General features: G+C 72.4%; 28 protein-coding genes and 1 pseudogene. 15 read left to right on the top strand and 14 right to left on the bottom strand.

Annotated elements, in window-relative coordinates:
* The first annotated feature begins 13 nt into the window (after positions 1 to 13).
* Complete coding sequence (gene hemG / locus BT364_RS16785; protein ID WP_072485971.1) at positions 14 to 1501, top strand: protoporphyrinogen oxidase; 1488 nt, start codon at positions 14 to 16, stop codon at positions 1499 to 1501.
* 4 nt (positions 1502 to 1505) lie between these two features.
* Positions 1506 to 2234: a hydrogen peroxide-dependent heme synthase gene (hemQ, locus tag BT364_RS16790; protein WP_072485972.1), complete on the top strand. Its 729-nt coding sequence runs from the start codon at positions 1506 to 1508 to the stop codon at positions 2232 to 2234.
* A 163-nt stretch (positions 2235 to 2397) separates the two neighbouring features.
* On the opposite strand, the gene BT364_RS16795 is transcribed toward hemQ, so the two are convergent.
* The 4 genes from BT364_RS16795 to BT364_RS16810 all read right to left on the bottom strand — a co-directional run bounded on the left by BT364_RS16795 (position 2398) and on the right by BT364_RS16810 (position 6553).
* Positions 2398 to 3198: a TIGR04222 domain-containing membrane protein gene (locus tag BT364_RS16795; RefSeq protein ID WP_072485973.1), complete on the bottom strand. Its 801-nt coding sequence runs from the start codon at positions 3196 to 3198 to the stop codon at positions 2398 to 2400.
* Positions 3199 to 3277: 79 nt separating this feature from the next.
* A complete protein-coding gene (locus BT364_RS16800; RefSeq protein WP_143166501.1) occupies positions 3278 to 4309 on the bottom strand; it encodes a TIGR04222 domain-containing membrane protein in 1032 nt (343 codons plus the stop codon).
* Between the two features lie 5 nt (positions 4310 to 4314).
* Positions 4315 to 5613 (bottom strand): MbnB/TglH/ChrH family RiPP precursor modification enzyme, encoded by a 1299-nt coding sequence (locus BT364_RS16805; RefSeq protein ID WP_072485975.1) that lies wholly within the window; start codon positions 5611 to 5613, stop codon positions 4315 to 4317.
* Positions 5614 to 5791: 178 nt separating this feature from the next.
* Positions 5792 to 6553 carry a peptidyl-tRNA hydrolase gene (locus BT364_RS16810; RefSeq protein ID WP_072485976.1) on the bottom strand — a complete coding sequence of 254 codons (762 nt, stop codon included), beginning with the start codon at positions 6551 to 6553 and terminating at the stop codon, positions 5792 to 5794.
* A gap of 71 nt (positions 6554 to 6624) precedes the next feature.
* On the opposite strand from BT364_RS16810, the gene BT364_RS16815 reads away from it, so the two are divergent.
* Genes BT364_RS16815 through BT364_RS41550 form a run of 3 tightly spaced genes read left to right on the top strand, consistent with a single transcriptional unit; the run spans position 6625 to position 8857 of the window.
* Positions 6625 to 7299 carry an AIM24 family protein gene (locus tag BT364_RS16815; RefSeq protein WP_072485977.1) on the top strand — a complete coding sequence of 225 codons (675 nt, stop codon included), beginning with the start codon at positions 6625 to 6627 and terminating at the stop codon, positions 7297 to 7299.
* 44 nt (positions 7300 to 7343) lie between these two features.
* The gene (locus BT364_RS41545; protein WP_072485978.1) at positions 7344 to 8192 is read left to right on the top strand and encodes an ATP-binding cassette domain-containing protein; all 849 of its coding nucleotides are present in this window, start codon (positions 7344 to 7346) and stop codon (positions 8190 to 8192) included.
* On the top strand, positions 8189 to 8857 hold the full coding sequence (locus BT364_RS41550; protein WP_072485979.1) for an ABC transporter: 669 nt from the start codon (positions 8189 to 8191) through the stop codon (positions 8855 to 8857). The genes BT364_RS41545 and BT364_RS41550 overlap by 4 nt, the downstream gene beginning before the upstream one ends.
* 1 nt (position 8858) lies before the next feature.
* Here BT364_RS41550 and BT364_RS16830 read toward each other — a convergent pair whose 3' ends face one another.
* Positions 8859 to 9689, bottom strand: a complete 831-nt coding sequence (locus BT364_RS16830; RefSeq protein ID WP_256259890.1) for a polysaccharide deacetylase family protein — start codon at positions 9687 to 9689, stop codon at positions 8859 to 8861.
* 136 nt (positions 9690 to 9825) lie between these two features.
* The gene (locus BT364_RS16835; protein WP_177328147.1) at positions 9826 to 10242 is read right to left on the bottom strand and encodes a hypothetical protein; all 417 of its coding nucleotides are present in this window, start codon (positions 10240 to 10242) and stop codon (positions 9826 to 9828) included.
* On the opposite strand from BT364_RS16835, the pseudogene BT364_RS43005 reads away from it, so the two are divergent.
* Positions 10135 to 10494 (top strand): annotated as a pseudogene (locus tag BT364_RS43005) (IS200/IS605 family accessory protein TnpB-related protein); the annotation flags it as partial. The gene BT364_RS16835 and the pseudogene BT364_RS43005 sit on opposite strands and share 108 nt — an antisense overlap.
* Before the next feature lie 67 nt (positions 10495 to 10561).
* Here the strand turns inward: BT364_RS43005 and BT364_RS16845 are convergent.
* The 3 genes from BT364_RS16845 to zapE form a co-directional block, all read right to left on the bottom strand.
* On the bottom strand, positions 10562 to 11962 hold the full coding sequence (locus BT364_RS16845; RefSeq protein ID WP_072485980.1) for an alkaline phosphatase PhoX: 1401 nt from the start codon (positions 11960 to 11962) through the stop codon (positions 10562 to 10564).
* Positions 11963 to 12087: 125 nt separating this feature from the next.
* Positions 12088 to 12513, bottom strand: a complete 426-nt coding sequence (locus BT364_RS16850) for an OsmC family peroxiredoxin (RefSeq protein ID WP_072485981.1) — start codon at positions 12511 to 12513, stop codon at positions 12088 to 12090.
* 82 nt (positions 12514 to 12595) lie between these two features.
* Positions 12596 to 13687, bottom strand: coding sequence for a cell division protein ZapE (zapE, locus tag BT364_RS16855; RefSeq protein ID WP_072485982.1), 1092 nt, complete (start codon positions 13685 to 13687; stop codon positions 12596 to 12598).
* A 37-nt stretch (positions 13688 to 13724) separates the two neighbouring features.
* On the opposite strand from zapE, the gene BT364_RS16860 reads away from it, so the two are divergent.
* From BT364_RS16860 to msrB, 4 genes are all read left to right on the top strand, one after another.
* A complete protein-coding gene (locus BT364_RS16860; protein WP_256259893.1) occupies positions 13725 to 14489 on the top strand; it encodes a pyrimidine reductase family protein in 765 nt (254 codons plus the stop codon).
* Positions 14490 to 14638: 149 nt separating this feature from the next.
* Entirely contained in the window at positions 14639 to 15091 is a 453-nt protein-coding gene (locus BT364_RS16865) for an indole-3-glycerol phosphate synthase (protein WP_072486051.1), read from the top strand.
* A gap of 59 nt (positions 15092 to 15150) precedes the next feature.
* A complete protein-coding gene (gene murC, locus BT364_RS16870) occupies positions 15151 to 16545 on the top strand; it encodes a UDP-N-acetylmuramate--L-alanine ligase (RefSeq protein WP_072485984.1) in 1395 nt (464 codons plus the stop codon).
* A 9-nt stretch (positions 16546 to 16554) separates the two neighbouring features.
* Positions 16555 to 16962 (top strand): peptide-methionine (R)-S-oxide reductase MsrB, encoded by a 408-nt coding sequence (gene msrB, locus BT364_RS16875; protein ID WP_072485985.1) that lies wholly within the window; start codon positions 16555 to 16557, stop codon positions 16960 to 16962.
* A gap of 63 nt (positions 16963 to 17025) precedes the next feature.
* Here the strand turns inward: msrB and BT364_RS16880 are convergent, their stop codons facing one another.
* The 3 genes from BT364_RS16880 to BT364_RS16890 are packed head-to-tail and all read right to left on the bottom strand — an operon-like array spanning position 17026 to position 19165.
* Positions 17026 to 17823, bottom strand: a complete 798-nt coding sequence (locus BT364_RS16880; RefSeq protein WP_072485986.1) for an ABC transporter permease — start codon at positions 17821 to 17823, stop codon at positions 17026 to 17028.
* Positions 17820 to 18797, bottom strand: a complete 978-nt coding sequence (locus tag BT364_RS16885; RefSeq protein WP_072485987.1) for an ABC transporter ATP-binding protein — start codon at positions 18795 to 18797, stop codon at positions 17820 to 17822. Before BT364_RS16885 ends, BT364_RS16880 begins: the two co-directional genes overlap by 4 nt.
* Complete coding sequence (locus BT364_RS16890) at positions 18794 to 19165, bottom strand: hypothetical protein (protein ID WP_072485988.1); 372 nt, start codon at positions 19163 to 19165, stop codon at positions 18794 to 18796. Before BT364_RS16890 ends, BT364_RS16885 begins: the two co-directional genes overlap by 4 nt.
* Positions 19166 to 19232: 67 nt before the next feature.
* Between BT364_RS16890 and BT364_RS16895 the strand changes: the two genes are divergently transcribed.
* Both BT364_RS16895 and BT364_RS16900 read left to right on the top strand, forming a co-directional pair.
* Positions 19233 to 19634, top strand: a complete 402-nt coding sequence (locus tag BT364_RS16895; RefSeq protein WP_072485989.1) for a GntR family transcriptional regulator — start codon at positions 19233 to 19235, stop codon at positions 19632 to 19634.
* Positions 19635 to 19781: 147 nt separating this feature from the next.
* On the top strand, positions 19782 to 20903 hold the full coding sequence (locus BT364_RS16900; protein WP_072485990.1) for a DUF1648 domain-containing protein: 1122 nt from the start codon (positions 19782 to 19784) through the stop codon (positions 20901 to 20903).
* Positions 20904 to 20948: 45 nt separating this feature from the next.
* Here BT364_RS16900 and BT364_RS16905 read toward each other — a convergent pair whose 3' ends face one another.
* Both BT364_RS16905 and BT364_RS16910 read right to left on the bottom strand, forming a co-directional pair.
* Complete coding sequence (locus BT364_RS16905; RefSeq protein ID WP_072485991.1) at positions 20949 to 21419, bottom strand: hypothetical protein; 471 nt, start codon at positions 21417 to 21419, stop codon at positions 20949 to 20951.
* A gap of 167 nt (positions 21420 to 21586) precedes the next feature.
* Positions 21587 to 24049, bottom strand: coding sequence for a GTPase-associated protein 1-related protein (locus tag BT364_RS16910; protein ID WP_072485992.1), 2463 nt, complete (start codon positions 24047 to 24049; stop codon positions 21587 to 21589).
* A gap of 304 nt (positions 24050 to 24353) precedes the next feature.
* Between BT364_RS16910 and BT364_RS16915 the strand changes: the two genes are divergently transcribed.
* The 3 genes from BT364_RS16915 (at position 24354) to BT364_RS41555 (ending at position 26325) form a co-directional block, all read left to right on the top strand.
* Positions 24354 to 24863 carry a GNAT family N-acetyltransferase gene (locus BT364_RS16915; protein ID WP_072485993.1) on the top strand — a complete coding sequence of 170 codons (510 nt, stop codon included), beginning with the start codon at positions 24354 to 24356 and terminating at the stop codon, positions 24861 to 24863.
* A gap of 144 nt (positions 24864 to 25007) precedes the next feature.
* Positions 25008 to 26018, top strand: a complete 1011-nt coding sequence (locus tag BT364_RS16920; protein ID WP_072485994.1) for an ArsR/SmtB family transcription factor — start codon at positions 25008 to 25010, stop codon at positions 26016 to 26018.
* Positions 26019 to 26184: 166 nt separating this feature from the next.
* Positions 26185 to 26325: a hypothetical protein gene (locus BT364_RS41555; RefSeq protein ID WP_177328148.1), complete on the top strand. Its 141-nt coding sequence runs from the start codon at positions 26185 to 26187 to the stop codon at positions 26323 to 26325.
* The last annotated feature ends 45 nt before the right edge of the window (positions 26326 to 26370 follow it).

A 26370-nucleotide genomic window follows, 5' to 3' on the forward strand; every position in this document is an offset into this window, starting at 1 on the left:
AGAGAGTGGGGTCATGCAGCGTTCACACAACCGCGCGGTCCCGGGCACCGGACATGTCGTCGTCATCGGCGGAGGCATCGCCGGTCTCGCCGCCGCCCACAGGCTCCTCGGCGCCGGACTGCGCGTCACCCTGCTCGAAGCCACCGAGCGGCTCGGCGGCAAGCTCATGACCGGTGAGATCGCCGGGACCCGGGTCGACCTGGGCGCCGAGTCGATGCTCGCCCGGCGCCCGGAGGCGGTCGGCCTGGCACGCGACGTCGGGCTCGGCGACCGACTGCAGCCACCAGCCACGGCCACCGCCTCGGTCTGGACGCGCGACGCCTTGCGGCCCATGCCCAAGGGCCATGTGATGGGCGTGCCCGGCGATCCGGCGGCGCTCGGCGAACTGCTCTCCCCTCAGGGCCTCGCCCGCATCGCGCAGGAGCGCGACCTCACCCCGACCACCGTCGGCGACGACGTCGCCGTCGGCGCGTACGTCGCCGACCGCCTGGGCCGCGAGGTCGTCGACCGGCTCGTGGAGCCGCTGCTCGGCGGTGTGTACGCGGGCGACGCCTACCGGATCTCGATGCGCGCCGCCGTACCGCAGCTCTTCGAAGCGGCGCGGGAGGGCGGCTCGCTGCTCGACGGGGTCCGGCGCATCCAGGAGCGGGCCGCGGCCCGGCAGCAGACCGGACCGGTCTTCCAGGGCATCGACGGCGGCATCGGCACCCTGCCCGGCGCGGTCGCCGACGCCGTACGCGCGGCGGGCGGGGAGATCCTGACCGCCACCCCCGTCCTCGGCCTGAGCCGTACCGCCGAGGGCTGGGACATCCGCACGGACAGCCGGGTGATCACCGCCGACGGCATCGTGCTCGCCGCCCCGGCCTGGTCCGCCTCCACCCTGCTCGCCGCCGAGTCCCCCGCGGCCTCCGCCGAGCTCGCCGCCGTCGAGTACGCGTCGATGGCGCTCGTCACCATGGCGTTCCGCCGCTCCGACGTCGCCGCCACGACCGCACTCGACGGCCGCTCCGGCTTCCTCGTCCCCCCGGTCGACGGCCGCACCATCAAGGCGTCCACCTTCTCCTCCCACAAGTGGAACTGGGTCGCCGATTCCGCCCCGGACCTCTTCGTGCTGCGTACCTCCGTCGGCCGCTACGGCGAGGAGGACCACATCCACCGCGAGGACCACGAGCTCGTCGACGTGTCGCTGCGCGACCTCGCCGAGGCGACCGGACTGGCCGCGAAGCCCGTGGACACCGAAGTCACCCGGTGGACGGGCGGACTGCCCCAGTACCCCGTGGGCCATCTCTCCCGGGTCGCCCGGATCCGCGACGAGGTCGCCGAGCTGCCCGCGCTGCGGGTCTGCGGAGCGGTCTACGACGGCGTCGGCATCCCGGCGTGCATCGCGAGCGCCCACCGCGCCGCGGACGAGATCGCGGCCGAGCTCGGCGGCGGTTCCGGGGAAGAGATCATCGCCACGTCGACCCTGGTTACGGGCACACGGAGCGAGGCGGGACAATAGCCGTATGAGTGCGCCTGAGACTGTGAAATCAAGCAAGGGCCCCAACGCGGGTAAGAAGGCCAAGGACCTCAACGAGGTCATCCGCTACACGCTGTGGTCCGTCTTCAAGCTGCGCGACGTCCTGCCCGCGGACCGGGCCGGTTACGCCGACGAGGTCCAGGAGCTGTTCGACCAGCTCGCGGCCAAGGACATCACCATCCGCGGCACCTACGACGTCTCCGGCCTGCGTGCCGACGCCGACGTCATGATCTGGTGGCACGCCGAGACCGCGGACGAGCTGCAGGAGGCGTACAACCTCTTCCGGCGCACCAGGCTCGGCCTGGCACTGGAGCCGGTCTGGTCGAACATGGCGCTGCACCGCCCCGCCGAGTTCAACAAGTCGCACATTCCGGCGTTCCTGGCCGACGAGACGCCGCGCAACTACATCAGCGTGTACCCCTTCGTGCGCTCCTACGACTGGTACCTGCTGCCCGACGAGGACCGTCGCCGCATGCTCGCGGACCACGGCAAGATGGCCCGCGGCTACCCCGACGTCCGGGCCAACACCGTCGCCTCCTTCTCGCTCGGCGACTACGAGTGGGTCCTCGCCTTCGAGGCCGACGAGCTCTACCGCATCGTCGACCTGATGCGTCACCTGCGGGCCTCCGAGGCGCGGATGCATGTCCGCGAAGAGGTCCCGTTCTACACGGGGCGCAGGAAGTCGGTTGCAGACCTGGTGGCCGGGCTCGCGTAGCGAGCGGGCTCCGACCACCCCAACCCGGAAGATCAGACGGCGGGCACCGGCGCTTTCGCGCTGCCCGTCGTTCCAGCGACACCGGGTTCGGCTCCCGGTGCGGCGCGCGTTCCGCGCGCCGCACCGGCGTCATCCGCACCACCCCGTGACGGACCGGCGGCAACTACCGCAGCGGTCCGCCCGACCCGCCGCCGAGCGCGGCCCGCAGCGCCGGATCGGCCACGGCGCGCACACCCCGTACGGCGAGCGCCGCCAGGACGTCGCGGTCCGCCCCCGCGGCCGGGACCTCGTTCGCGGCCAGCAGCCGCTGACCGGCCGGTGAGGCCCATGAGCTGTACGGATGGATCTCCATCCGGGCGATGGCCAGACAGCCGACGGTCAGCGCGAACGGCAGCCCGAACCAGACGAGCAGCGACATCACCGCGCCGCCGGGCCCGTGTTCCTGACCGGGCATCAGCAGCACTGCCGCGCCCATCGCGACCACCAGCAGAGCCGCGCCCCGCACCGCGCGCACCGCGCCGACGACATCGGTCCCCGCACCGCCCGGCAGCGCCAGGCCGACGGCGACGAGCCGGTCGCCCAGGGCGCGCACGGCGTCGGCGGTGGCCGCGGCCGCCCGTACCGGCGTTGTCCGGGACTGGCCCTGCGGACCTATCGCCCGTATCACCGTGCGCTCCATCTCGTCCCGGCCCTCCGGGTCGACGACCGTCGCCCAGCCGGTGTGGGCGAGCAGCAGCCGTCGGCGCAGATGCATGGTGGCCAGCGCCAGATCGACCACCCGGTGGGGGCCGCCGGCCAGGAACGCGGTCTCGTACAGGGTCAGTTCATGACCGGTGCCGATGCCCGGCACGGCCTCCTCGGACGCGTCGTACAGCAGCCCCGTGCGGGCCGATACGAGGCAGAGCCGGGCGCACGAGATGGCTGCCGCACCCCATGCGACCAGCAGCAACAGAACCCAGAGCATGGCGGATTTCTATGCGAGGCGGGCCGGGAAAGCCATGGCCTGTTCATCATGCGGACGATTCGGCGGCGCCGAAATCACCCTAACCGCCACAACTGGACCCACCGCCGCAGCTGCTGCCGGAGGAACCGCTGCTGCCACCGCAACCGGAGCCGCTCGACCCGCCGCAGCCGGACCCCGAACCACAGCCCGACCCGGAGCTGCATCCGCCCCCGCCTCCGCCGCTGCCCCCGTCGCCGGAGCTCCCGCAACTGCCGTGCCCGGGGCTCGTACCGGCGCACCACACCACCGGTGCGAGGAGCAGGGCGGAGGCGCCCGTGGACGCCGTCGCCGCCGTGTGTGCGTGCCGGCCCGCCGCCCGTCCGCCCGGCTGCATCCTGGCCGCCGCGATCAGCTGGGCCTGGAGCACGGGATCGGGGAGGGCCCGCAGCCCGTGCGTGGCCACCAGATGGGCCGGCTGCGGGTTGCCTGCCCGGGCGGAGCGGTACGCCTCGGCGGCCCGCCGCCCCGACCCGGTGACGCGTCCCCGGGCGATGCCGGCGCAGATGAAGCCGGTGAGGAAGCCGGGGATCAGGACCGGGAGCACCTTGAAGACGAAGGGTACGGGGGAGTCCGGGGACAGTTCGTCGGACAGTGACTGCGTGACGGTCGCCACGACGGTGAGCGGCACGGCCAGTACGCAGACCAGCCCCTGGGCGATGCCCCAGCGGCGCCAGGTCCGGCCCGCGGCGGGCGCGGCCAGCAGACCGCGGGCCGCGAGCCCGTCGCCGATCTCCTGCACCGCCGGGTGCCGCATCACCGCCTCGCGCAGGGTGTGCAGCGCGCCGCTGGGGGCCATGGCGTGTTCCTGGAGCACCGCCCGCTCCACCGGGTCCCGGGCGTCGGCCCGTTGGACGGCGACGATTCCGGGACCGCCGACGGCGATCCGTCCGTCCACATGCATCGCGGTGAGCGCGGTGTCCACGACCCTGCCCGGACCGCCGTTGAGGAAGGCGGCCTCGTAGAGGTCGTGGACCGAGCCGCCGGCGCCGCCGCGGGCCCGCGCCAGCCCCACGATCAGGAGGACACAGGAGACCACGACGCCGAGATCCACCAGCAGTGCCACGGTGTTCATGCCGGTCACCTTCCTGTCAGGGCCGCGCGGGCCGCTCGTACGAGCCGGGTGGTGCGGCGCGGCGGGCGTGCGCCGGCCCGATCCTGCCACCACTGGGTCAGACGGCGCCGCGCGGCGCCGTCGGCGGGCCGGCCCGCGATCAGCAGGTCCTCGGCGAAGTCCAGTGCGTCGCGCCGGTATCCGGCGGACATGGGACGGTCCGCGGCGTACGCGAGGAAGGCGTCCCGGTAGCCGGTGCCCAGGATGTCCGGCAGTTCGGGTGCCACCTTGGCGACGACCCCGGCCCGCTTGGCGGCCAGGGCGCGGCTCTGGATCCCGAGGCGGCGCCGGTCGAAGCCCTGCGGGGCGGGGCCACCGGCGACCAGGGCGGAGAGCAGCGAGGTCTGGGCGGTCGCGAGCCGGTCGCGGGTGGCGTCCGGGGGCGCGGACGCTCCGGTCCGCGCGGCCGTACGGACACCCTGCGCGGGCCGCGTCATGTTCGCCGCCGCCCGGTCCAAGGTGGCGCGGATCGTATCCAGTTCGCCCGCCAGCTCCCCGGCGGGCGGGAAGTCGTCGTCGCGTTCCAGGAGGACGCCGGGCGGGTCGACCCGGGAGCGGAGTTCGGCGAGGACGTCGAGGACGGGCGCGGTGACCGGGTGGGCGTGGGTGTCGTGCCAGACGCCGTCCTTCTCGACGCCGCCCGCCACATGTACGTACGCGATGGCCTCCACCGGAAGTTCGTCGAGCGCGGTGGCCGGGTCCTCGCCCCGGTTGACGTGGTTGGTGTGCAGATTGGCGACATCGATCAGCAGCCGGACCCCGGTGCGCTCGACCAGCTCCGCCAGGAACTGCCCCTCGGTCAGTTCCTCGCCGGGCCAGGAGATCAGCGCCGCGATGTTCTCCAGGGCCAGCGGCACCGGCAGCGCGTCCTGCGCGATGCGTACGTTCTCGCAGAGCACGTCCAGCGCGTCCCGGGTCCGCGGCACCGGCAGCAGATGGCCCGCTTCCAGCCCCGGCGAAGAGGTGCGCGGCCCCCCGGCCCGTACGAACGCGATGTGCTCGGTCACCAGCGGCGCGGAGAGCAGCTCGGCGCGGGCGGCGAGATCCGCGAGCCGTCCCGCGTCGGGGCGTTCGGCCCCGCCGATGCCCAGCGAGACGCCGTGCGGCACGACCGTGACCCCGCGCTCCCTGAGCCGGGCCAGCGAATCGGGCAGATGGCCGGTGCAGATGTTCTCCGCCACCGCCTCCACCCAGTCGATCCCCGGCAGCGCCTCGATGGCCTCCGCGATCTCCGGCCGCCAGCCGATACCGATTCCCAGCTTCATGCCGTCCCCCTCCTCCACTCCGTGCAGGGCTCATGGCCCCGGAGGGCGGTGCCGAATCCGAACAGGAGGACGTTCAGAGCTTGATTTGAGGTTCCCGGTCCGAGGAAGCCAGGGCGGGGAGGGCCCTCGGGGACGGGCCCCGGGAAACCGGGCGAGGACGGATTCGCCCCGCTCGTGCTCAGCCGCGTCGCAGTGCCGGGTGGTCGGCGACCACCGTGCACGAGCCGGGAGCGATCTCGGTGAATCCGGCGTCATGCACCACCGGAAGCCCGCTCTCCGTCAGTTCCCGCCAGCGGTCCGCCTCCCTGGTGGCCACCGAGAGCGGAAAGCCCGCCTCGCGCCACGCCTTGCGCTCCGTCTCCGACAGCTCCCACCAGGCGAGCTGCGCGCCGTGCCCGACCTGTGCCATGGCCTTGCCCGCCGACATGTCCAGCTCCGGGTTGAGCCACAGCACCGGGTCCGAGGGACCGGGCGCGGCCGGCGGCTCGGGGTCGTCCAGATCCGTCCCCGACACCTGGAGCTTCGCCAGCTCCTTCGGCCAGCCGTCCAGCGGCACCGGAGGGAAGACCCGCACCTCGGCGCTCTCGCCCGTGACCGTGATGCCCGGCAGCGCGGACGCCTTGCGCCACTCCGCGCCGCGCGCCCGCCGTACCACCTTGCGGATGCGTGCGTCCTGCCAGTCGCGCATCGCCCGCGCCCACTCGCCCTCGCCGTTCGAGCGCTCGTCGGAGAGCATCACGAGCACCGCGCGGGCGGCGGTCCGCAACGCGTCGGTACGGGCCGGGGGAGCCGTCTTCTCGATGTGCACGACCAGCGGCAGTACGTACTGCGGCGCCTCGTCGCGGTTCGTCGGCTCCGGCATGAACGGGCTGTCCGTCGCGGGCGAGTGGGGCGTGGCCGGGGATCCGGAGGGGGATACGGGAGTGTCGTTGCTGCTCACCCGTCCAGTCTGCCAGCCGCCCGGGAAAGGTTTCTTGGCGGAATGGATCGCTCCGGGTGAGGATGCACCGCATGAAGAGCGATCTCTTTTCCAGCGAGAACATGGCGCAGCAGGCGATGGCCCCCGGAATGACCCTGCAGAACGCCAAATCCATCAAGTACGCAGTCAACGGCGAGATGCACGCCCGTCAGGGTTCGATGATCGCCTTCCGCGGCGATCTGCAGTTCGACCGCAAGGGCCAGGGCATAGGCGGCATGCTCAAGCGCGCCGTCACCGGCGAGGGGCTGCCGCTGATGGCGGTCCGCGGCCAGGGCGAGGCATGGTTCGCGCACGAGGCCGCCAACTGCTTCATCGTGGACATGGAGCACGGCGACGTCCTCACCATCAACGGCCGCAACGTGCTCTGTTTCGACGCCACCCTCTCCTACGAGATCAAGACCGTGAAGGGCGCCGGGATGACCGGTGGCGGGCTCTTCAACAGCGTCTTCACCGGGTACGGCAAGCTCGGCCTGATGTGTGAGGGCCACCCCATCGTGATTCCCGTCACGCCGCAGCAGCCGGTCTGCGTCGACACGGACGCGGTGGTCGGCTGGAGCGCCAACCTGACCACGTCGCTGCACCGTTCGCAGAGCGTCGGCTCGATGATCCGCGGCGGATCCGGCGAGGCCGTCCAACTGCGGCTGGACGGAGAGGGATTCGTGATCGTACGGCCCAGTGAGGCCAAGCCCGAGAAGGCGGCCAACTGAGGCTGAACGGGGTCGGCCGCCGGTACGGACTCGGCGGCCCCTGGGTGCTGCGCGGGGTCGACCTCGACCTGCCCGCGCACACCCTGATCCGGATCGAGGGTGCCAACGGCACCGGGAAGTCGACCCTGTTGAGGCTGCTCGCCGGGATCGACTCCCCGACGGAGGGCCGGATCACCGGCCGCCGGCCGCGTACGGCGTACGTCCCCGAGCGGTTCTCCGCCGCGCTGCCGTTCACCGCGGCCGGGTATCTCGTCCACCTCGGCCGCATCCACGGCCTGCGCACCCCTGAGGCGGCGGACCGGGCGCGGTCGTGGCTCGACCGCTTCGGGGCCGCCGGCCACGCCCGTACACCGCTTCCCGAGCTCTCCAAGGGCACCAGCCAGAAGGTCGCCGTCGCCCAGGCGCTCCTCGCCGAGCCGGAGCTGCTGATCCTGGACGAGGCATGGACCGGGCTCGACACGGCCGCCCGCGACGAGCTGGACCGGGCCGTGGCCGAACGGGTCGCGGCAGGCGCCACCGTCGTCTTCGTCGACCACGACCCACGCAGGCTCGCCGGGTCGGCCGACGCCGTGTTCCGGATCGAGGGGAACGGCCTTTGCGCCGCGTCCGGCGCACCGGCCGCGAAGACGGGCCCGCGGGTACGGATCGCGGCGGCGGGCCCGCCCGGCGCCGCGATCCCCGCCGGACTGCCGGGCGCTCCGGAGCACGCACCCGCGGCCGACGGGGGCGTGCTGTTCACCGTCGCGGCCACGCACTCCGACGCTCTGCTGCACGCCCTGCTCACCGCGCGGCCGCCCTGGCACATCCGGCAACTGGCCGCCGCCCCCGGCATCGAGCAGGACCCGGGGACCGACGGGCCCCCGCACCGCAGCCCGACCCCCGAGGCACCATGACCGCCCTCCTCCGCTACCAGACCGCCCTGTTGGTCCGCTCCCAGCGCTGGCTCGCCCCGGTCCTGCTGTACGCGGCCTTCGTCGGCGTCGGCGTGCAGTGGGGGCAGCCCGTCCTCGACTCGCTCGGCTACGCAGCCGCCGGGCTCCTGCCCGTCACCGCCTGGCTCGTGCAGCTCTGTGTCAGCCAGGAGCCGCCCGCCGCCCGGACCGTCACCGCCGCGGTGGCCGGATCGCCGAGGGCCCATCTGGCCCCGCTGCTCGCCGGGACCGGCTGCGGCGGGCTGCTGGGCGCGGCCGCCACCCTGGTCGTGCTGCTGATCAGCAAGCCGAACAGTACCGACAACACCGTCCGGGTGGCGCTGCTGCCCGCCGGGATCGCGGGACTGCTCGCCGCCGTCTGCTGCGTGCTGCTGGGGGCGGCGGTCGGCGCGCTCTGCACCCGGCCGCTGCTGCACCGGCGGGGCTGGTCCGTCGCCGCCACCGTGCTCACCGCGCTGCTGGCCCTGGTGACCGGCGGTTCGCCCGCGAACACCGCCGTGACGGGCCTGGTCACCGGATCGCGGACAGGCACGGTCCACCTGCCCGTCCTGCCGTTCGTCGCTGCCGCCGCCCTGGCCGCCGCGGCGGCCGCGCTCGCCTGCAAACTGGCTGCCCTGCGCGGCTGAACTACGAGCCGGCCGCCGTGCGAATCAGGTCGGAGACCTTCACGAAGCGGTACCCCTGCCTGCGCAGTTCGGGGACCACCTGGCGTACCGCCTCGTCCGTGACCGGTGCCGCGCTGCGGGTGCAGTGCATGACGACCAGTGAGCCCGGTTTCACCCCGTTCAGCACCTGCTCGGCCACCGCTTCCGCGTCCGTCGCGAAGGCGTCGCCGCTGATGACGTCCCACTGCACCGCCGTCACCTTCTCGGGCGCGAGCGCGCGCAGCGACGCATCGTCGTAGCAGCCGCCGGGGAAGCGGAGGTAGGGCACCGTATTGCGCACCCCGGCCTTCCGGAACGAGGCGAAGGCCCGTGCCGCATCGGCGCGCATGTCGTCCTTCGCCACGGTCGGCAGCCCGTAGCAGGGGGATGTGTAGGCGTAGTGGCTGTACGAGTGGTTGGCGACCTCGAAGAGGGGGTCGGCGCCGATGGACCTGGCCTGCGCCGGGTACTCATCGGCCCACCGACCCGTCATGAACACCGTCGCGGGCACCTCCAAGTCGCGCAGCAGATCGATCAGTCCGGGATTGTCGAAACGCTCGCCCGCCGCCGCGCGCGGCCCCTCGGCGGCCGTCATGTCGGCGTCGAAGGTCAGTGCCACCACCTTCTCGCCGGTCCTCGCCCCGTGCGCGAAGACCGGTGTCAGACCGCCGGGGCCGGGAGCCAGGGTGGCCGGTGGGGCCGGGGCCGGATGCGACGGCGCATGGGCCACGGCAGGTGTGCGCCCTGCGGCCGGGGGGCCGTCGGCGGGTGCGCCGCCGTGGCCCCCACAGCCGGTGAGGCTGCCGAGCACCACACCAAGAACGGTCAGAGCGGTCGTTTTCCTTACGGAATGTGTCACTAATGGAAAGTATCGACTTATCCGACTAATGGGTTGATATGGTGCTTCTCCTCGACGGAGTCGCGTACGGATTCACCCGGGCGATCCGCTTCTACGCGTACGCGCGAACCGCCACGACGTGCGCCGAAGGGGCTCCGTTGGTCGCCTCGACGACGGTCCTCAGTGCCGTCGACGTGACCGGCTCGTCCAGGGTGTGCACCTGGCGGCGCCACCGGTTGTCCGTCGTGCGGGAGACGGTCCGCCAGGCGCCGTCCGCGTCGCGCGTCTCGACGCGGTAGTCCCGCAGCAGGGTGGGCAGCGTCTCGAACGGCGTCCGGTGGTGGTGCAGGTTGATCAGATCCTCGTTGACATCGTTATCAGCGAGCACGTCGATCCGGCTGAGCGTCACCGGCTGCGGCCAGGTCAGCTCCAGAAGCGGTTCGGCAACGAGACCATCCGCGTCACCGACACCGGTGAGGTGTCGATCAAGCTGCCCGCCCCGCTCGCGCATCTGGCCAATGCCAAGCATGGCCGGTACATCCTCGCCTCCACCGTCACGTTTACGCGCCGTGGTGCGGAGTGGGGTGACCGGATCGCCGCGAACCGGGCCGTGGCCTACCGCATCCACCACGATGTGGACCGTGGCCGCTGGTACCTCACCGCGTCCTGGCAACGCCCCACCGTCCAGACGATCCCGCTGGAGGCCGCCCGCGCCCGAGGCATGGTCGGCGTAGACACCAACGCCGACCACGTCGCCGCCTACCACCTCGACCCCGCCGGGCCGTGGGTCGTTCGGGCAGCGCAAGGGGGGCGGGCAACGCCTGTCCGCCCCCCGGCACCTCAGCGCGTCAGCGCCACGGCCCCGTCACCGCGAACGTCGTCCCCGGCGTGTAGCAGTTCACGTACATCGTCGCGCCGTCCGGAGCGAACGTGACCCCGGCGAACTCTCCCCACTCGGGCTCCTGCGGCGTCCCGATGTTCTGCCGGCCCCGCGCCATCGCGTAGACCTCGCCGCCCCGCGTCAGGCCGAAGACATGCTGCGCGCCGTCGCCGTCCTCGCACACCATCAGCCCGCCGTCTGCGGCGAGGCAGATGTTGTCCGGGGACTCGCCCGGCAGTTGCACGTCCGTGCCGGGGCCGAAGACGATCACGAGCGTGAGGCGGCGCCGCTTCGGCTCGTACCGCCACACCTGGCCGTAGTGGTCGGCGGCCGACCCCTGTGAGCTGTGCGCGAAGCTGGAGACGAAGTAGACCGAGGAGCCGCCCCAGTAGCAGCCCTCCAGCTTCTGCGCGTGTGTGATGCCCTTGGGACCGAAGTCCTGGAACCGGATCGGCGTCTCGGCCGCCAGCGGATCGGGTACGGGCACCCACTCGATGCCCTCGAAGCACGCCCCGGTCTCCTGGACCACGGAGAGGTCGGGCACACCCGGCACGCGCATGGCCTCCAGATGGCCGCCGGCCCGCAGCGAGCCGGTGCCGCCGAGCGGTTTGTTCGGCAGGAAGCGGTAGAAGAGCCCGAACGGCTTGTCGAACGCGTCCTCCGTCTCGTAGACGATCCCGCTCTTCGGGTCGATCGCGATGGCCTCGTGCTGGAAGCGGCCCATCGCGGTGAGCGGTACGGCCCCGGTGCGGTGCGGATCGGCGCCGTCCACCTCGAAGATGAAGCCGTGGTCCTTGGTGTAGCCGTTGGTGCCGGCTCTGTCCTCGGTCTCCTCGCAGGTCAGCCAGGTGTTCCAAGGGGTGCGGCCGCCCGCGCAGTTCACCGCCGTACCGGCGATGGCGACGCGTTCGCCCAGGACGTTGTTGCGGCCGTCCAGCTCCAGGGTCGTACAGCCGCCCTTGCCCATCGGGTCGTAGGTGAGGCCCTCGACGACCGGGACCGGGAGCTTCGCGGTGACCCGGTTCTCGTGGTTGCGGACCAGGCGGACGTGACCGTGGCGGCCCGCGAAGGCGGCCATTCCGTCGTGGTTGCCGGGTACCTGGCCCTCGCCGGAGCGGAGCGGGTCGCCCTCCCGGGACAGGACCCGGTAGCGGAAGCCCTTCGGGAGGTCGAGCAGACCGTCGGGGTCGGGCACCAGCGGGCCGTACCCGCTGTGTCCCCGGGCGGCCGCGGTACCCGCGAAGAGTTCGGAGAACGCCCCGGTGAAGGCGATGGAGGCGACGGCCGCGCCGCTGCCGGCCAGGACCTGGCGACGGGTGGCGGTCGGTCGTGACGTTTCTTCGGTCAGGCGTGACGTTTCTGATGACATGAGGCAACTCCCTGCTGGCGGACAGGAGAAGTGACCCGCATGTGTGTAGCACGCGTATCGCCGCGCGGGAACCATGCGGGTCACCGGGCCCCAGGTGCGTCCCGGGCCGGGAGTGGCCCCTGGGGTCAGACCAGCGAGGCGGAGAGCGTGATCGTCGTGCCGGTCAGCGCCTGGCTGACCGGGCAGTTCGCCTTGGCGTCCTCGGCGGCCTTGATGAAGTCCGCCTCGCCGATACCGGGCACCTGGCCCTGGACGGTGAGGTGGATGCCGGTGATGCCGGTGCCGGGCTGGAGGGTGACGTCGGCCGTGGTGGTCAGCTGGGTCGACGGGGTGCCGGCCGCGGCCAGACCGTGGGCCAGCGCCATCGAGAAGCAGCTGGAGTGGGCCGCCGCGATGAGCTCCTCGGGAGAGGTCTTGCCGTTCGGCTTCTCCGCGCGGGACGGCCAGGAGACGTCGAATTCGCCGATGCCGGAGGAGTCGAGGGTGACGACACCCTTGCCCTCGATCAGGTTGCCGTCCCAGACCGTGTGAGCCTGACGCGTGGTTGCCATGCCGATTCCCTTCAAACGGTGTGCGCGGTCGATACGGGAGCCCCGGGGCGCCCGAAGACGCCTCGGGTGGTACGCCCCGAACCTACTGCGCCACCAGCCCCTTCGCGTCGCGCGCCAGCGCCGTCAGCCGGGAGATCGCCCGGAAGTACTTCTTCCGGTATCCGCCGTTCAGCATTTCTTCGCTGAACAGCCGGTCGAACGGCAGCCCGGAGGCGAGCACCGGGACCTCCCGGTCGTACAGCCGGTCCGCGAGGACGACGAGCCGCAGCGCGGTCGACTGGTCGGGGACCGGCTGGACCTCGGTGAGGCAGACCGCCCGCAGACCGTCCGTCAGCGCGCCGTAGCGGCTCGGATGGACCCGTGCGAGATGGTCGAGCAGGGAGGGGAAATCGTCCAGGCTGGCGCCCTCGGTGGCGTACGCGGCCCTGGTGACCTGCTCGTCGGAGTACGGCGGCGGGGCCTCGGGCAGCCCGCGGTGGCGGTAGTCCTCGCCGTCGATCCGCAGCGGACGGAAGTGCGCGGACAGCCCCTGGATCTCCCGCAGGAAGTCGGCCGAGGCGAACCGGCCCTCACCGAGCTTGCCGGGCAGTGTGTTGGAGGTGGCGGCGAGCGCGACCCCGGCCTCGACCAGCCTGCTCAGCAGCGACGACACCAGCACGGTGTCGCCCGGGTCGTCCAGCTCGAATTCGTCGATGCACAGCAGCCGGTGCCCGCTCAGCGTCTGCACGGTCTGCTGGAAGCCCAGCGCGCCGACCAGGTTGGTCAGCTCGACGAAGGTGCCGAACGCCTTCAGCGAGGGGGCGGCGGGGGTGGCATGCCAGAGCGAGGCCAGCAGATGGGTCTTGCCGACGCCGTAGCCGCCGTCGAGGTAGACGCCGAGGGGCGCCGACGCGGCGGCAGGTTTCCTGCTGAACCACTTGCGTTTGCCCGAGCCGCTGGCGTGCGCGCCGCCGAGCCCGGCCGCAAAGTCGCTCAGGACCCCGACCGCCTCCGTCTGGCTCGGCTGGTTCGGGTCCGGCACGTACGTATCGAAGCGTACGGAGTCGAAGCGCGGCGGCGGCACCATCTCGGCGACCAGTCGATCGGCGGGAACGCGGGGCTCTAGGGCACACAGGGACAGGGGAGCCGTTTCGGCTATGGGGCTCTGCCCCGGCAGGGCTGTGGAGGACGACACAACTCTCAACCTTAAGCGCCGTGCCAGACTGCAGAACATGCGACGCCTCTTCCCTGTGACCGACCTGACACCGGCTGACCACGAGGAGGAGTGGAGTCTGGACGCCCTGGCCGACGCCTACGCCTACCCCGAACAGGACGGCCCCTGGCTGCGCGCCAACATGGTTTCGACGCTCGACGGGGCCGCCCAGCACGACGGCCGCTCGCAGCCGATCTCCTGCGAGAGCGACATGCGGATCTTCGGCACCCTGCGCGGTCTGGCCGATGTGGTCCTCGCCGGGGCGGAGACGGTGCGCCTGGAGGGCTACCGCCCCGCCAGGGCCCGGGAGGCCTTCGCCGCCCGCCGGGCCGCGGCCGGACAGGGGCCCGCACCCGCGATCGCCGTGGTGAGCGGCAGTCTGGACCTCGACTTCTCGTTGCCGCTCTTCACCGAGCCGCTCGTCCCGACCCTCGTGCTGACCGGCGCCGGGGCCCCCGCGGGCCGGGTCGAGGAGGCGCACCGGGCGGGCGCCGAGGTGGTGATCGCGGGGGAGGGCTCCCGGGTGGATCCCGCCAGGGCCGTACGGGAGCTGGCGGACCGCGGGCTCAAGCGGCTGCTGACCGAGGGCGGCCCGAGGATGCTGGGGCAGTTCGTGGCCGCCGGGGTGCTGGACGAGCTCTGTCTGACCCTCTCGCCGATGCTGACCGCCGGGGACGCGCAGCGGATCGCGGGCGGCCCCTCAATGGCCGTGCCGGAACGATTCGCCCTGACGTCGATGCTGGAAGAGGCCGGGTTCCTCTTCACTCGGTACCGTCGGAGCTGACAATCAGCGGAATTTGTCGTTCCGGTTAGCTTCCGGTGGGCACAATTACTCTCGCAGACCCCGTGCGAGCACGGGGAAGGATGGTTTCAGCAGTGACCGGCGACGGCCACTGAAGCAGAAGGGCGCCCGTGGTGTTCACCAGCGTTTTGATGATCGAGAAGCCCCTCACCTCCGAGGACGTCGAGTTCGTCACCACCCTGCACGGGGAGGAGCAGACCTCCTTCGTCGTGCTCATGCAGCCGCGCGGTGACCAGGCCGATGTGCTGCTGCGAGCCATCGACGACCTGGCGATGGGCGAACTGAAGGAGGCCGCCCGGGAGGGTGAGGAACCCGAGGGCAAGAACGCCAGACAGCCCGCCGAACTCGCGCTCGAAGTTTCACTGGAGGCACTGCGCCAGGCAGGCTCCGAAGCGGTCGGACAGGTGATCGAGGACCACCCCCTGGACAAGCTGAAGTCCGTGGTCGACGACGCGGAGGCGGACGAGGTGATCGTGCTGACCGCACCGCACTACGTCGAGGAGTTCTTCCACCGGGACTGGGCGTCCCGGGCCCGTCACAAGGTCGGCGTACCGGTGCTCAAGCTCTTCGCGCACAGCGAATAGGCTGGGCGGGCACTCCGTACCCACTCGGGTACTCGTATCGACTTCTGGGAGACACACGCATGGCACCCGGTATTCCTGCCGCCATGGAACGGCCGCACTTCATCGGCATCGGCGGCGCCGGAATGTCGGGCATCGCGAAGATCCTCGCCCAGCGCGGTGCCAAGGTCGCGGGCAGCGACGCCAAGGAGTCGGGTACCGCCGAGGCACTGCGGGCGCTGGGGGCGACCGTCCACATCGGGCACGCCACCGGACATCTGGCGGACGACGCCTCGTGCGTGGTCGTCTCCAGCGCCATCCGCGCCGACAACCCGGAGCTGCTGCGCGCCGCCGAGCTGTCGGTCCCCGTCGTGCACCGCTCCGACGCGCTCGCCTCGCTCATGGGCGGGCTGCGCGCCATCGCGGTGGCCGGTACGCACGGCAAGACGACCACCACGTCGATGCTGGCCGTCGCCCTGACCGAGCTGAACCTCGATCCCTCGTACGCCATCGGCGGCGACCTGGCCGGCCCCGGCACCAACGCGGCGCACGGCGAGGGCGCGATCTTCGTCGCCGAGGCGGACGAGAGCGACCGCAGCTTCCAGAAGTACGACCCCGAGGTCGCGATCGTCCTCAACGTCGAGCTGGACCACCACGCGAACTACGCCTCGATGGCCGAGATCTACGAGTCGTTCGAGGCGTTCGCCGGCAAGATCGTCCCGGGCGGCACCCTGGTGATCGCCGCCGACCAGGAAGGCGCCGTCGAGCTGACGGAGCGGGTCCGCGCCCTCCCCTCGCTGAACGTCGTCACCTACGGCGAGTCCGAGACCGCCGACGTACGCGTCCACAAGATCACCCCGCGCGGCCTGACCAGCGAGGTCACGGTCGTCCTGAACGGGAAGTACCTCACGTTCACGGTCTCCGTGCCCGGCCGCCACTACGCCCTCAACGCCGTCGCGGCCCTCGCCGCCGGTGTCGCCCTCGGCATCCCGGCCCACAACCTGGCCTCGGCCCTCGGCAAGTACACCGGGGTCAAGCGCCGCCTCCAGCTCAAGGGCGAGGCGGCGGGCGTGCAGGTCATCGACTCGTACGCGCACCACCCCACCGAGATGACCGCCGACCTCGAAGCGATGCGCGGCGCCGCCTCCGAGGCCCGCCTCCTGGTCGTCTTCCAGCCCCACCTCTTCTCCCGCACCCAGGAGCTCGGCACCGAGATGGGCCAGGCCCTCGCGCTGGCCGACGCCTCCGTGGTGCTGGACATCTATCCGGCCCGCGAGGACCCGATCCCCGGCATCACCAGCGAGCTGATCATCGACGCCGCGCGGGCCGCGGGCGCCGATGCCACCGCGGTCCACGACAAGGCCGCGGTCGCCGGGACCATCGCGGGAATGGCGAAGCCCGGCGACCTCGTTCTCACCATGGGAGCGGGCGACGTCACGGAGCTCGGCCCGCAGATCCTGGATCACCTGTCGAGCTGAGGGAGCGATGTGTCGTACGACATCGAGAAGCCGGACGAGCAGTGGCGGGCGGAGCTGACGCCGGCCGAGTACGCGGTCCTGCGCCAGGCCGGCACCGAACCCGCCTTCGTCGGTGAGTACACCGACACCAAGACCACGGGCGTCTACTCCTGCCGCGCCTGTGGCGCCGACCTGTTCCGTTCGGACACCAAATTCGAGTCGCACTGCGGCTGGCCGTCCTTCTACGACCCGAAGGACACGGACGCGGTCGAGCTGATCCAGGACCGCAGCCACGGCATGGTCCGCACCGAGGTCCGCTGCGCACGCTGCGGATCGCACCTCGGTCATGTCTTCGAGGGCGAGGGCTACCCCACTCCGACGGACCAGCGGTACTGCATCAACTCGATCTCGCTGCGCCTGGTCCCGGACCAGAGCTGAGAGACAAGAGACGAGGCGGGTGCCCCGGAACACGTTCCGGGGCACCCGTTGCGCCGTGCGGGCTCAGTACACGTCCCTGCGCATCGGCACCAGCACCGCGACGAACGCCGCGGCCAGGGCGTAGCCGGTGAGCAGCAGTCCGCCGCCGACGGGGGAGAGCAGCGGCACCGGACCGGTCGCCAGCTCCGCGGCCATCGTGTCCGCGGCGTAGTCGAAGCCCGTCAGGGCCGCCGTGGCGCCACCGGGCAGCAGCGGATAGAGGAGTTTCACGCCCGGGATCGTCATCAGCAGGAACTCGCCCGCGTACAGATAGCCGACCACGACGGCCAGCGCGGCGACCTGGTGACGGATCAGCGCCCCGGCGGCCACGCCCAGCAGGGTGTACACCGCCATCGCCAGGGCCGGCCGGAGCAGCAGCTCCAGCACTTCGCCGGTGGCCATGCCGGGGGTCACCCCGCGCGCCGCGGCGCCCCCGAAGAAGGCGGCCCCCGCGGTGCCGGTGAGCACCAGCCCGTACGCCAGGCCGGCGACGCCGTACGCGACGAGTTTGGCGGTGAGCACCTGCCGGCGCCGCGGGGCGTGGAGGAAGGTGTACGTGACGGTGCGGTGCCGGTATTCCCCCGTCATCGCCAGGGTGCCGAGAGCGGCCGGCAGGAACACCGTGAAGCTCAGCATCCCGAGGACGGAGCGGACGCCGTCCTCGGTGTCCAGGCCGGGCGCCGGCCGATCGAAGTTCTCCGGGCCGACCAGCGTCACCGCCCCCACCATGCCGCCGCCCAGGACGACGGCCGCGAGGAGTGCCCACAGCCACAGGCGGGTGGCGGCCAGCCGCCGGAACTCCGCCTTGATCAGTGCGTTCATCGCCGGTTCCGTCCCTCGTCCGTCAGTGCCGACGGCCGGTCGAGGCCTGCCGGTGCGCCGTCCCCCGCCAGCCGGAGGAAGAGCTGCTCCAGGCTCGTCCCGGCGGACAGCCCGTACACGCGCAGCTGCTCGGCGGCGGCCAGATCGGCGACGGCCGAGTCCGCCAGCCCGTACACGCACAGCGTCCCGTCCGGCATGAGGTCCACCCGGTCGGCCGCCCCACCCCGCGCGGTGCCGCGCAGCAGTGCGGTGCGCAGGGCCGCCGCGTCCGGGGAGCGGACCAGCACCGTGCCGGGCGAGAGCCGCTCGATCTCCGCCAGTGGTCCCGCCGCCACCAGCCGGCCCTCGCGGATCACCACGACGTCGTCGACGATCTGCTGCACCTCGCTCAGCACATGGCTGGACACCAGCACCGTGCGCCCCTCGGCCGCCAGCCCGCGCAGCAGGCCGCGCAGCCAGGCGATGCCCTCCGGGTCGAGTCCGTTGCCCGGCTCGTCCAGCAGCAGCACCCGCGGGTCGCCGAGCAGGGCGGTGGCGAGACCGAGCCGCTGCCGCATGCCCGTGGAGAAGGTGCGGGTCCGGCGGTCGGCCGCCCGGTCGAGCCCCAGCCGGGTCAGCAGTCGGTCGACCCGCTCGGGCGGGTGGCCGCCCATGGTGCGGTAGATGTGCAGATGGTCGCGGGCCGAGTGGCCGGGGTGGACCGCGGAGGCGTCGAGGACGGCGCCCACGGTGGCGGAGGGCCTGGGCAGGTCCGCGTACCGCTTTCCGCCGATGGTGGCGGTGCCCGCGGTGGGAGCCACCAGGCCGAGGACCATCCGCATGGTCGTGGTCTTGCCCGCGCCGTTGGGGCCGAGGAAGCCCGTGACGACGCCCGGCCGCACGGTGAAGCTCAGATCCTCGACGGCGCGGACGTGGCCGAACCGCTTGGTCAGCCCGCCGACTTCTATGGGCAGGCCCTGCGGGCGTCCGCTCATCGGTGGCTCCCCACCCGCTGCTCGACGAGCTGTGCCAGTCGCTGGGCGTCGTCGAGCGAGAGGACCAGCTCGTCGAAGTCACCGCCGGCGGCGGCACGGTCCAGCTCCACGCGCAGCCCCGGCCTGCCCCGGTAGGCGGCCACGAGCTGACGCGGGCCGGTGATCAGCCCCCAGGTGCCGATCTTGGCGACTCCGGAGGCGTGCAGGCCCTTGCGGACGCCGTGGGCCGCGCGCAGCGGGTTGTCGACGACGGTCACCCGGCGGACCGCGGTGAGCGGGACGGTCAGGGAGCGGCGCAGGGTCCATATGCGCTCACGGCCGCTGAACTCGATGGTGAGGCCGGTGTCGGTGATGTTCATCAGTGCCATGGGAATTCACCCTCCAACGGGGCCTGAGCGTCTGTTCTATTAGATGTATAGCAGATAGAGTTGGGGCGTGTATCTAGTGCTCGACCTCGACAGCGAGGTGCCGATCTATCAGCAGATCCGGGACCGGGTGGTGGAGGCCATCGCGGAAGGGGCGTTGGCGCCCGGTGCCGGACTTCCGTCCACCAGGCAGCTGGCCGTTGACCTGGCGATCAACTTCCACACCGTCAACAAGGCCTATGACCTGCTACGACGCGAAGGATTCATCCGCATCAACCGCAAGAGCGGTGCGGCGGTCCGGCCGGACGTCAAGCAGCCCTCCGACGAACTGCGGGCCGGCGTCGACTGGGAGGCGCGCATGCGCACCCTCCTCGCCGAGCTGGATGTGCGAGGGATCGCGAAGGCGGAGGTGATGAGTCATGTCGCGGCGGTTCTGGACCGCTTCCCCGGGAGGGAGGACGAACAGCCCTGACCCCCGGGGCCGGGCGGGGGACCGCGGCGGCGCCTGCCGCAGTGCGACATCCCCCGGACAACGGCTCATGGAACGAGCCCCCGGAACGTCGCGCCGTGTCCCGGCGCGGAGCCCCGCCCCGCCGGGGTCAGTGACAAGAACGGACAGGTGAACACCTTGCTGGTCGACGCAGCTCTCAACTTCGGCATACTCGCGGTGCTCAGCGCCGTGCTGTACACCGCCCCCAGCCCGCTCCTCAACCCCTCCGCCGTTCCCTTCGGCGTCCGCGTACCGCCGGACAAGGCGCGCGCCGCCGCCGTCGAGGAACAGCGCAGCCGCTACCGCGGTGCGATGCTCGTCGCCGCGGCCGTCGTCACCGTTCCCGCCTCGGCGCTCGGCGCCGCGCTCGGCACCCCCGCCGCCGCAGTCGCCGGTTCGCTGCTGCTCTGCGCCCTCGCCGCCGCCCTGTGGGTACGCGCCCACCGGGCCATCGTCCGCGCGAAGGCGGAGGGCGGGTGGTACCAACAAGCCCGGCAGGGCGCCGTCGTGGACACGTCCCTGCGCACCGACCCGGTCCGCTTCCCCTGGGGCTGGACGGTCCCCGCGCTCGTCGTGATCGCCGTCAGCGTCGTCGCGGGCGTCGTCGTCTACCCCGGCCTGCCCGACCGCATCGCACTGCCCGAACGCTCGCTCGGCGGCACCGTCTACCGTACGTACCCGACCAGTGTGTGGACCGCCTTCGGGTTCGTCCTCGGCCAGGTCCTGCTCACCCTCACCATGGCCGCCACCGTCGCCGGGCTGCTCCGTGCCCGCGCCGACCTCGACGTGGCGCGCCCCGTGGCCGGTGCCGCACGGTACCGCCGCTATCTCACCGTCACGGCCCGCTCCATGCTGGGCATCACCGCCCTGGTGAACCTGATGCTGCTCGGGCTGTCCGCGCTGATGTGGAGCGACACCCGCTCCACGGCCATGACCCTGGCCGCCACCGGGGTGCCGCTCGTCGGGGTCCTCGCCGTGACCGCCTGGCTCGTCCTGCGCGTCGGGCCCGCCGGGAGCAGGCTGCGGGAGGACACGGGCGAGGAGAGCACCGGACTGGTCCCGCGCGACGACGACCGCTTCTGGCGCGGCGCCGGCACGGTCTACGTCAATGCCGACGACCCCGCGGTCCTGGTGCCCAAACGGGTCGGCATCGGCTGGACGGTCAACTTCGGCAACCCGCGGTCCCTGGTCGCCGTGGCACTGGTCCTCGCCGTCGCGGTGGGAGCGACCGTCGTCCAGGCCGTCAGGTGACTTCGGGGCGGCCGGTGATTCCGGGACGGGTGCCGGGGCCGGCGGTCAGTCCTCGGCCTCGTCCCCGGCGCTCTCCGGCCGCAGCAGCGGATGGGCGACACCCGGGAACACCCGGGCCTGCACGACCGGCTCCGCGGAGCCGCCCCGGACCACGGTCCCGGCGACACCCCAGGGCCGCCCGGGCAGCGCCACGGTCAGGATGTACGAGGACGCGCAGCCCATGCAGTCGTAACGGTCGGCCCAGGTCTCCACGTCCGTGACACTGCCGGGGTAGCGCGCCACATGGCGGTGGAGCGCGTGGCAGCGCTCGCACCGCTCGCCGGGCTCGCACGTGCCGCCGCAGGGGCACGGGACGTCGAGCGTGTCGGCGGGACGCCAGCGCTGGGTGAGGACGGCCTCACGCGTGGCGCCCATGTCCTTCATGGCCTTCAGATTGCGGGCGGCGACGTTGTACGACTCGCCGGTCGCGGCCATCCGGTCCCGGATGACGTCCTTGCGTCCGCGGTTCGTCGTCATCTGTTCCTCCTGGGGGTGTCACGCAGCCCGCCGGGAGCGCACGAGATCGATATGTGTCACACGGTACCGGTCACCCATGACGGGCCACGACCTCCGTGGCCCGCCCGTGACCGCCCGGGGTGCCGCTCACCGCGCTGGGGCGTCGCTCACGACCGCCTGGGGGCCGCTCACGACCGCCGCACCCGGGCCGCCAGTCTGTTGCCGAGCCGCTTGCGGAAGCCGCCCGGCCGGTTCCACGTCCGGAACGCCTCCGCCGTGCGGCTGCTGCCCGCCCGCTCGGCGGCCTCCTCCACCGCCGCCACCTCACCGGCGGACAGGCCGCGCACCACCGGACGCAGCACCTCCTCCAGCAGCGCCGCCCGGGTCTCGCTCCAGGCGCGGCCCGCGTGCGGGTGGGAGCTCCAGACGGTGAAGCAGTCGGCGACATAGGCCGGGTCGGAGCGCAGCCGGGCGAGCACCGCGTCCTGCCGGGCGGCGCCGCCGTAGGCCGCGATGAGGTCCGGGTCGTCGCTGTGGACGAACGCGTACAGCTCCGCCTCCGGCCGGTCCGGGTCGAGCAGCCGCCCGGCCAGGGCGCCGAACGCCTGCTCGCGCACGCCCGGCTCCACCGGCTCGGCCCCGGCGCACAGTCTCCGGGCCCGTTCCGCCCAGCCGGGCTCCGCCGCCCCCGAGCGGACGTCCCGCGCGAACTCCAGGAGGAGCAGCGCGCCGCGTGCCCGCGCGTCGATCTCCTGGGGGAAGCCGCGCAACAGATCATGGGCGAGCTCGGGAGCCTCCGCGTCGTCGGCCGGGGCACCGAGCGCCGCCGCCACGAGAGCGGCCCACGTACCGGCCGTACGGTGCGCGTCGGAAGTGCTCCCGGTCAGCAGCAGCCGCGCCTCGCCCGCCGTGGGGGTGGTGCCGCCCCAGACGAGACCCACCGCCGTGCGCAGCACCAACGGCTCGGTGAAAGGTGACATCCCACCGGCGCGCAGCACGGCGTTCAGCACCTTCACCCGGTCCTCGCCGCCGCCCGCCCTGGCGTCCGGCGCCGCCGCGCACATCCGCAGGTGCGGCAGTGCCTGCGCCCCGGTGAACGGCAGCGCGACCTCCGCCAGCAGCCGCTCCGCCGCCGACGGGTCCTGCGGGGCGATCCGGTCCAGCTCACCGAGCAGCGCCGTACGGACATCGAACTGTTCGTCCAGCAGATCGAGCAGCACCGCGGCGCAGTCGGCGGCCCCCTCGTCCAGCAGGGACCGGGCCATCCGCCCCACGACATCGGGGAGCAGTTCCGCGCAGTCCACATCGAGCAGCCGCGCGATCCGCAGCAACTGCACGGCGCGCCCCACGCTTTGGCCGGGCACGGCGTCCGGGGCGACCGGCCCGCCGGTGGCCAGTTCGGTGCGCAGATCGTCGCCGACGGTCTCGACGAGCGCCGCGGCGACGCGTTCCCCGTCCGGCTCGGCGAAGACCGAACGCCCCGGTGGAGCCACGGAGACATCGCCCCCGTAGACCGCCTCCGTCACCAGCAGGGCGCCGAGGGAGCCCGTCACGGAGGCCGGGGCCCTTCCGTCGAACGCGGTCAACAGCCGGGCCACGGCGGCGAGTTCGCGAGGCGTGCGATCGATGTCGGGGTCGGTCAGCGCGTCGGTGAGCCGGTGGGTGCGCTCCTCGTCCAGCGCGTACGGCCGCTCGGCGGCCCACTCGGCCGCCGCGGCCCGCTCGGCTGCCCCGAGCACAACGCCCGCGCAGAGCGCCGTCACGGCGAGCGGACCGGCGACGAACGGCCCGCCGGGCAGCTCGGCCGCCGCCCGGAACAACTCCGGGGACCGGTTCCGCCAGATCCGGGCGCAGGTCTCGGCCCAGGCGTCGTCCACCGGCTCGCCGGGCCGAGCGCCCGTGCAGTCGCGCACCCGCAGCGCCTGCGCCCCGGAGCCGCCGTCCTGCGGGGCATCCTGCGGGAGTACGCCGACGACCTGGTGCGGGGAACGGTCGGGGCGACGGGTGTACGTCGTGAACGTCAGCCGGTGCGCGTCGTCCGGCGGGAGCACGGCCGAGGCGAGGGCGATCCATCTGGCCACATCGGCACTGTGCCGCTCCACCAGCACCAGGCGCCCCGCCGACGGGTCCTCGCACACCCGGCGCAGGTCGGCGAAGACCGCCGCCAGCCAGGGGCTCCGGGAGACCGCGAAGTCGTTCAGCGCCTCGGGGCCGAAGGCGGCGGAGGCGGGCAGCGTGGATATCCGGTCGGGGGCGCCGCCGTCCGGCGGGGTCGAGGCCCAGCTCGGCGACCGCCAGGCGGTGATCGGCAGGGCGTCGCCCGGCAGCCGCGTACCGGCCGTCAGATGCACCGCGTGCGCGTGGAACCCGAGGGTGCCGTGACCGGCGAACGCCACCGCACGGGACAGCAGGTGTCCGCCGTCCGGCAGCGAGCTGAAGCTGAACGCCTCGGGGAGGGAACGGAGTTGGTCGGGTGTCGGCCGGTGCGGGGCGTCGGTGGGCGGCTCGTAGCGAAGGAGTTGTTCGGCCTCGGCCAGCACCTGCGTGGGCAGTCCTGTGCTGACCGCGGTGAAGTGCGCGCCGCTCCCGCCCCCGTCGTCGTCCGCAGAGGCAGCAGAGGCAGAGGTGTAGTGCAACTGCGCGAGACTCATGCGTCGGGCTCTCTTCGTCCTTGCCGCAGAACTCCCCGTGCCCCTCGGGGCGGCCCGTACGACGCACGGCGACGACCCGGCGGGAGGCGGAAACCGCGATCGCGGGAGCGACGCTATCAAGGCGCGTGCCTCCCCCGCGCGCCCCGCCGAACGGCCGTACCGCGTACGCCCCGCGCGCCCGCACGCGTGCGCGCGCTGACCGAGGCCGAGCCGTACGCTCTCTGCGCACACTTCCGCCTACTCGGCCGAGGCCGGCCGCCGTCGGCCGTGGTGTCGATTTCCGAAGCGAAAAGGAGCAACACGGATGCTGCTGCGTGATGTTGAGTACGGCGACGTCGACGCTTACGTCCGGATGCGATGCGACCCGGCCATGATGGCCGAGCTGGGCGGCCCGTTGCCTCGCGAGGGCATGGAGGCGAAGGTCCGACGCGATGTTCAAGGAGCAGAGGCGGGAACGGACTGGATCAAGATGATCGTGCCCGATGCGGCCGAGCCGGAAGTGGTCGCGGGAACCGTGGCCTTGTGGCCCCATGGCGCCGACGCCGAGCGCATCTCCGAGATCGGCTGGATGGTGCTGCCGGAGTTCCAAGGGCGGGGACTCGGTAAACGGGCCGTTCGGATGCTGCTCGAGCCGGCCCGCGACGACGGCCGGTGGGGGCTCGTGCACGCCTTTCCCGCGACAGCGAACGCTCCGTCGAACGGTATGTGCCGCGCACTTGGTTTCAGGTTCCTGGGCGAGGAAGACGTGCCCTTCGCCGGCCGAGTCCTGCGAACCAACCACTGGGTCATCGACCCCCGCACCGACCTGGTCTGACACCGGTCTTCGGGCCGCCGATGGCCGGGGACGAAGTGAACCGTGTTCGTGCTCGCTCACGGACAAGGGTGGCTGGGCGGCCGATCGGTGATCGACGTGATTTGACCTAGCCCGAATAACGACACCCTGGACAGGCTCTGTGTCATGCCGCTGCGTATCCACTTCACCGCCGAAGACCTGACCCGCACCCGGCTGGCCGGCGGGCCGGGTCCCATGCTGGAGCTGGACATCGCGCTGCGACTGCTGCAGGAAGGCAGCCATCCGACCCGGTTCGGGGCCTGGCGCCGGGAATCGCTGCGCCGTCTGTCACCGCGAGTCAGGCGGTTGTGCGACCTGATCCCACCGACGGGCTGGACAGTGGAATTCCTCGGCCACGCGACTGCCGACACCATCGAAGAAGCGCTGGACCGGGTCCGTGCCACGCCCGCCGCCCATGTCCGCAAGAACATGGAGACCTGGGCCGGACGCGACCATCGGCGCCCCGTGCCGGCCTGGACACAGTCACTCGGCAGCGACAAGCAACTGCTACTGGAACTGGCCGACACCGCCGCCCACGCACACAAGCACATCATCGCCCCGTATCAGCAGCACATCGATGCCCTCAACAGCGCGGACCAGGCACTGCGTGCGCGTCAGGTCGCTCATGGCGGGCTCCAAGCCCTGCTGTCCGGACTCAATCCCCGCTGCATCCAGTGGAAGCCGCCCGTTCTGGAACTCACCATGGCCTCCGGCAGTACGGGCGACATCCATCTCGCAGGCCGCGGCCTGCTCCTGATCCCCTCGGTCTTCGGGGCGGTGTACCCCGCGCTGGACGACACGGCCGAACCCCAGCCGTGGCTGACCTACCCCGTTGGTCTCCGCGATACCGACCTCTTCCTGTCCCCCATCGACACGGCGCGAACCCTCAGCACCGTTTCCGACTCGCTGGCCGCCCTTCTCGGCCATACCCGCGCCGTGGTGCTGTGGACCATCGCCCACCGTCCTGGCTGCACAACCACCGAACTCGCCCGCCACGCCGGTATCTCCCCGTCCAGCGCCAGCGAGCACGCAACCGTCCTCCGCCGTGCCGGCCTCACCCGCACCACCCGGCATGACAACACGGCCCTCCACACCACCACCCCCGCGGGCCACAGCCTCCTCAACAACGCTGCCTGACGGCGCATTTCGGGCGCGCGGCGGGCCGTGCCCAGTGCGCCCGGTTCACCTCAATGGCTCACGTACCGGCCGCCCCACCGGTCGTTGATCGCCTCCGGATCGATCGATTTTCCGAGGGTGCCGCTCAACGGGCCCAAGGGGCCATCCGAGCAGAGGAGATACTCCATTGAAGCGCAAGACACTCGCCGCGGCGGTCGCCGCCCTGGCCCTGGCCGGTCTCGCCGGTTCGAGCACGGCCGACGCGGTGCCCGGCACGGTCTCCGGCGAGTGGAGGCGGGCGACGTCACGGAGTTGGCGCTCTGCCTGACCCACCGTCCCCGCATGTGACCCGTGCGATCCGCCGCGCCGCACA

The sequence above is a fragment of the Streptomyces atratus genome (genome assembly GCF_900119365.1).
Taxonomy (GTDB): domain Bacteria; phylum Actinomycetota; class Actinomycetes; order Streptomycetales; family Streptomycetaceae; genus Streptomyces; species Streptomyces atratus_B.

Coding starts and splice junctions, on each gene's coding strand:
- BT364_RS16905 (WP_072485991.1), bottom strand. CDS start 21,419: ATGACGACGAACCGCGGACGCAAGGACGTCATCCGGGACCGGATGGCC.
- BT364_RS16845 (WP_072485980.1), bottom strand. CDS start 11,962: ATGTCATCAGAAACGTCACGCCTGACCGAAGAAACGTCACGACCGACC.
- BT364_RS16910 (WP_072485992.1), bottom strand. CDS start 24,049: ATGAGTCTCGCGCAGTTGCACTACACCTCTGCCTCTGCTGCCTCTGCG.
- BT364_RS16890 (WP_072485988.1), bottom strand. CDS start 19,165: ATGGCACTGATGAACATCACCGACACCGGCCTCACCATCGAGTTCAGC.
- hemQ (WP_072485972.1), top strand. CDS start 1,506: ATGAGTGCGCCTGAGACTGTGAAATCAAGCAAGGGCCCCAACGCGGGT.
- BT364_RS16865 (WP_072486051.1), top strand. CDS start 14,639: ATGATCGAGAAGCCCCTCACCTCCGAGGACGTCGAGTTCGTCACCACC.
- BT364_RS16805 (WP_072485975.1), bottom strand. CDS start 5,613: ATGAAGCTGGGAATCGGTATCGGCTGGCGGCCGGAGATCGCGGAGGCC.
- BT364_RS16915 (WP_072485993.1), top strand. CDS start 24,354: ATGCTGCTGCGTGATGTTGAGTACGGCGACGTCGACGCTTACGTCCGG.
- BT364_RS16880 (WP_072485986.1), bottom strand. CDS start 17,823: ATGAACGCACTGATCAAGGCGGAGTTCCGGCGGCTGGCCGCCACCCGC.
- BT364_RS16860 (WP_256259893.1), top strand. CDS start 13,725: ATGCGACGCCTCTTCCCTGTGACCGACCTGACACCGGCTGACCACGAG.
- murC (WP_072485984.1), top strand. CDS start 15,151: ATGGCACCCGGTATTCCTGCCGCCATGGAACGGCCGCACTTCATCGGC.
- hemG (WP_072485971.1), top strand. CDS start 14: ATGCAGCGTTCACACAACCGCGCGGTCCCGGGCACCGGACATGTCGTC.
- BT364_RS16815 (WP_072485977.1), top strand. CDS start 6,625: ATGAAGAGCGATCTCTTTTCCAGCGAGAACATGGCGCAGCAGGCGATG.
- BT364_RS16795 (WP_072485973.1), bottom strand. CDS start 3,198: ATGCTCTGGGTTCTGTTGCTGCTGGTCGCATGGGGTGCGGCAGCCATC.
- BT364_RS16920 (WP_072485994.1), top strand. CDS start 25,008: ATGCCGCTGCGTATCCACTTCACCGCCGAAGACCTGACCCGCACCCGG.
- BT364_RS16835 (WP_177328147.1), bottom strand. CDS start 10,242: ATGCTTGGCATTGGCCAGATGCGCGAGCGGGGCGGGCAGCTTGATCGA.
- BT364_RS16850 (WP_072485981.1), bottom strand. CDS start 12,513: ATGGCAACCACGCGTCAGGCTCACACGGTCTGGGACGGCAACCTGATC.
- BT364_RS16885 (WP_072485987.1), bottom strand. CDS start 18,797: ATGAGCGGACGCCCGCAGGGCCTGCCCATAGAAGTCGGCGGGCTGACC.
- BT364_RS16800 (WP_143166501.1), bottom strand. CDS start 4,309: ATGAACACCGTGGCACTGCTGGTGGATCTCGGCGTCGTGGTCTCCTGT.
- BT364_RS41550 (WP_072485979.1), top strand. CDS start 8,189: ATGACCGCCCTCCTCCGCTACCAGACCGCCCTGTTGGTCCGCTCCCAG.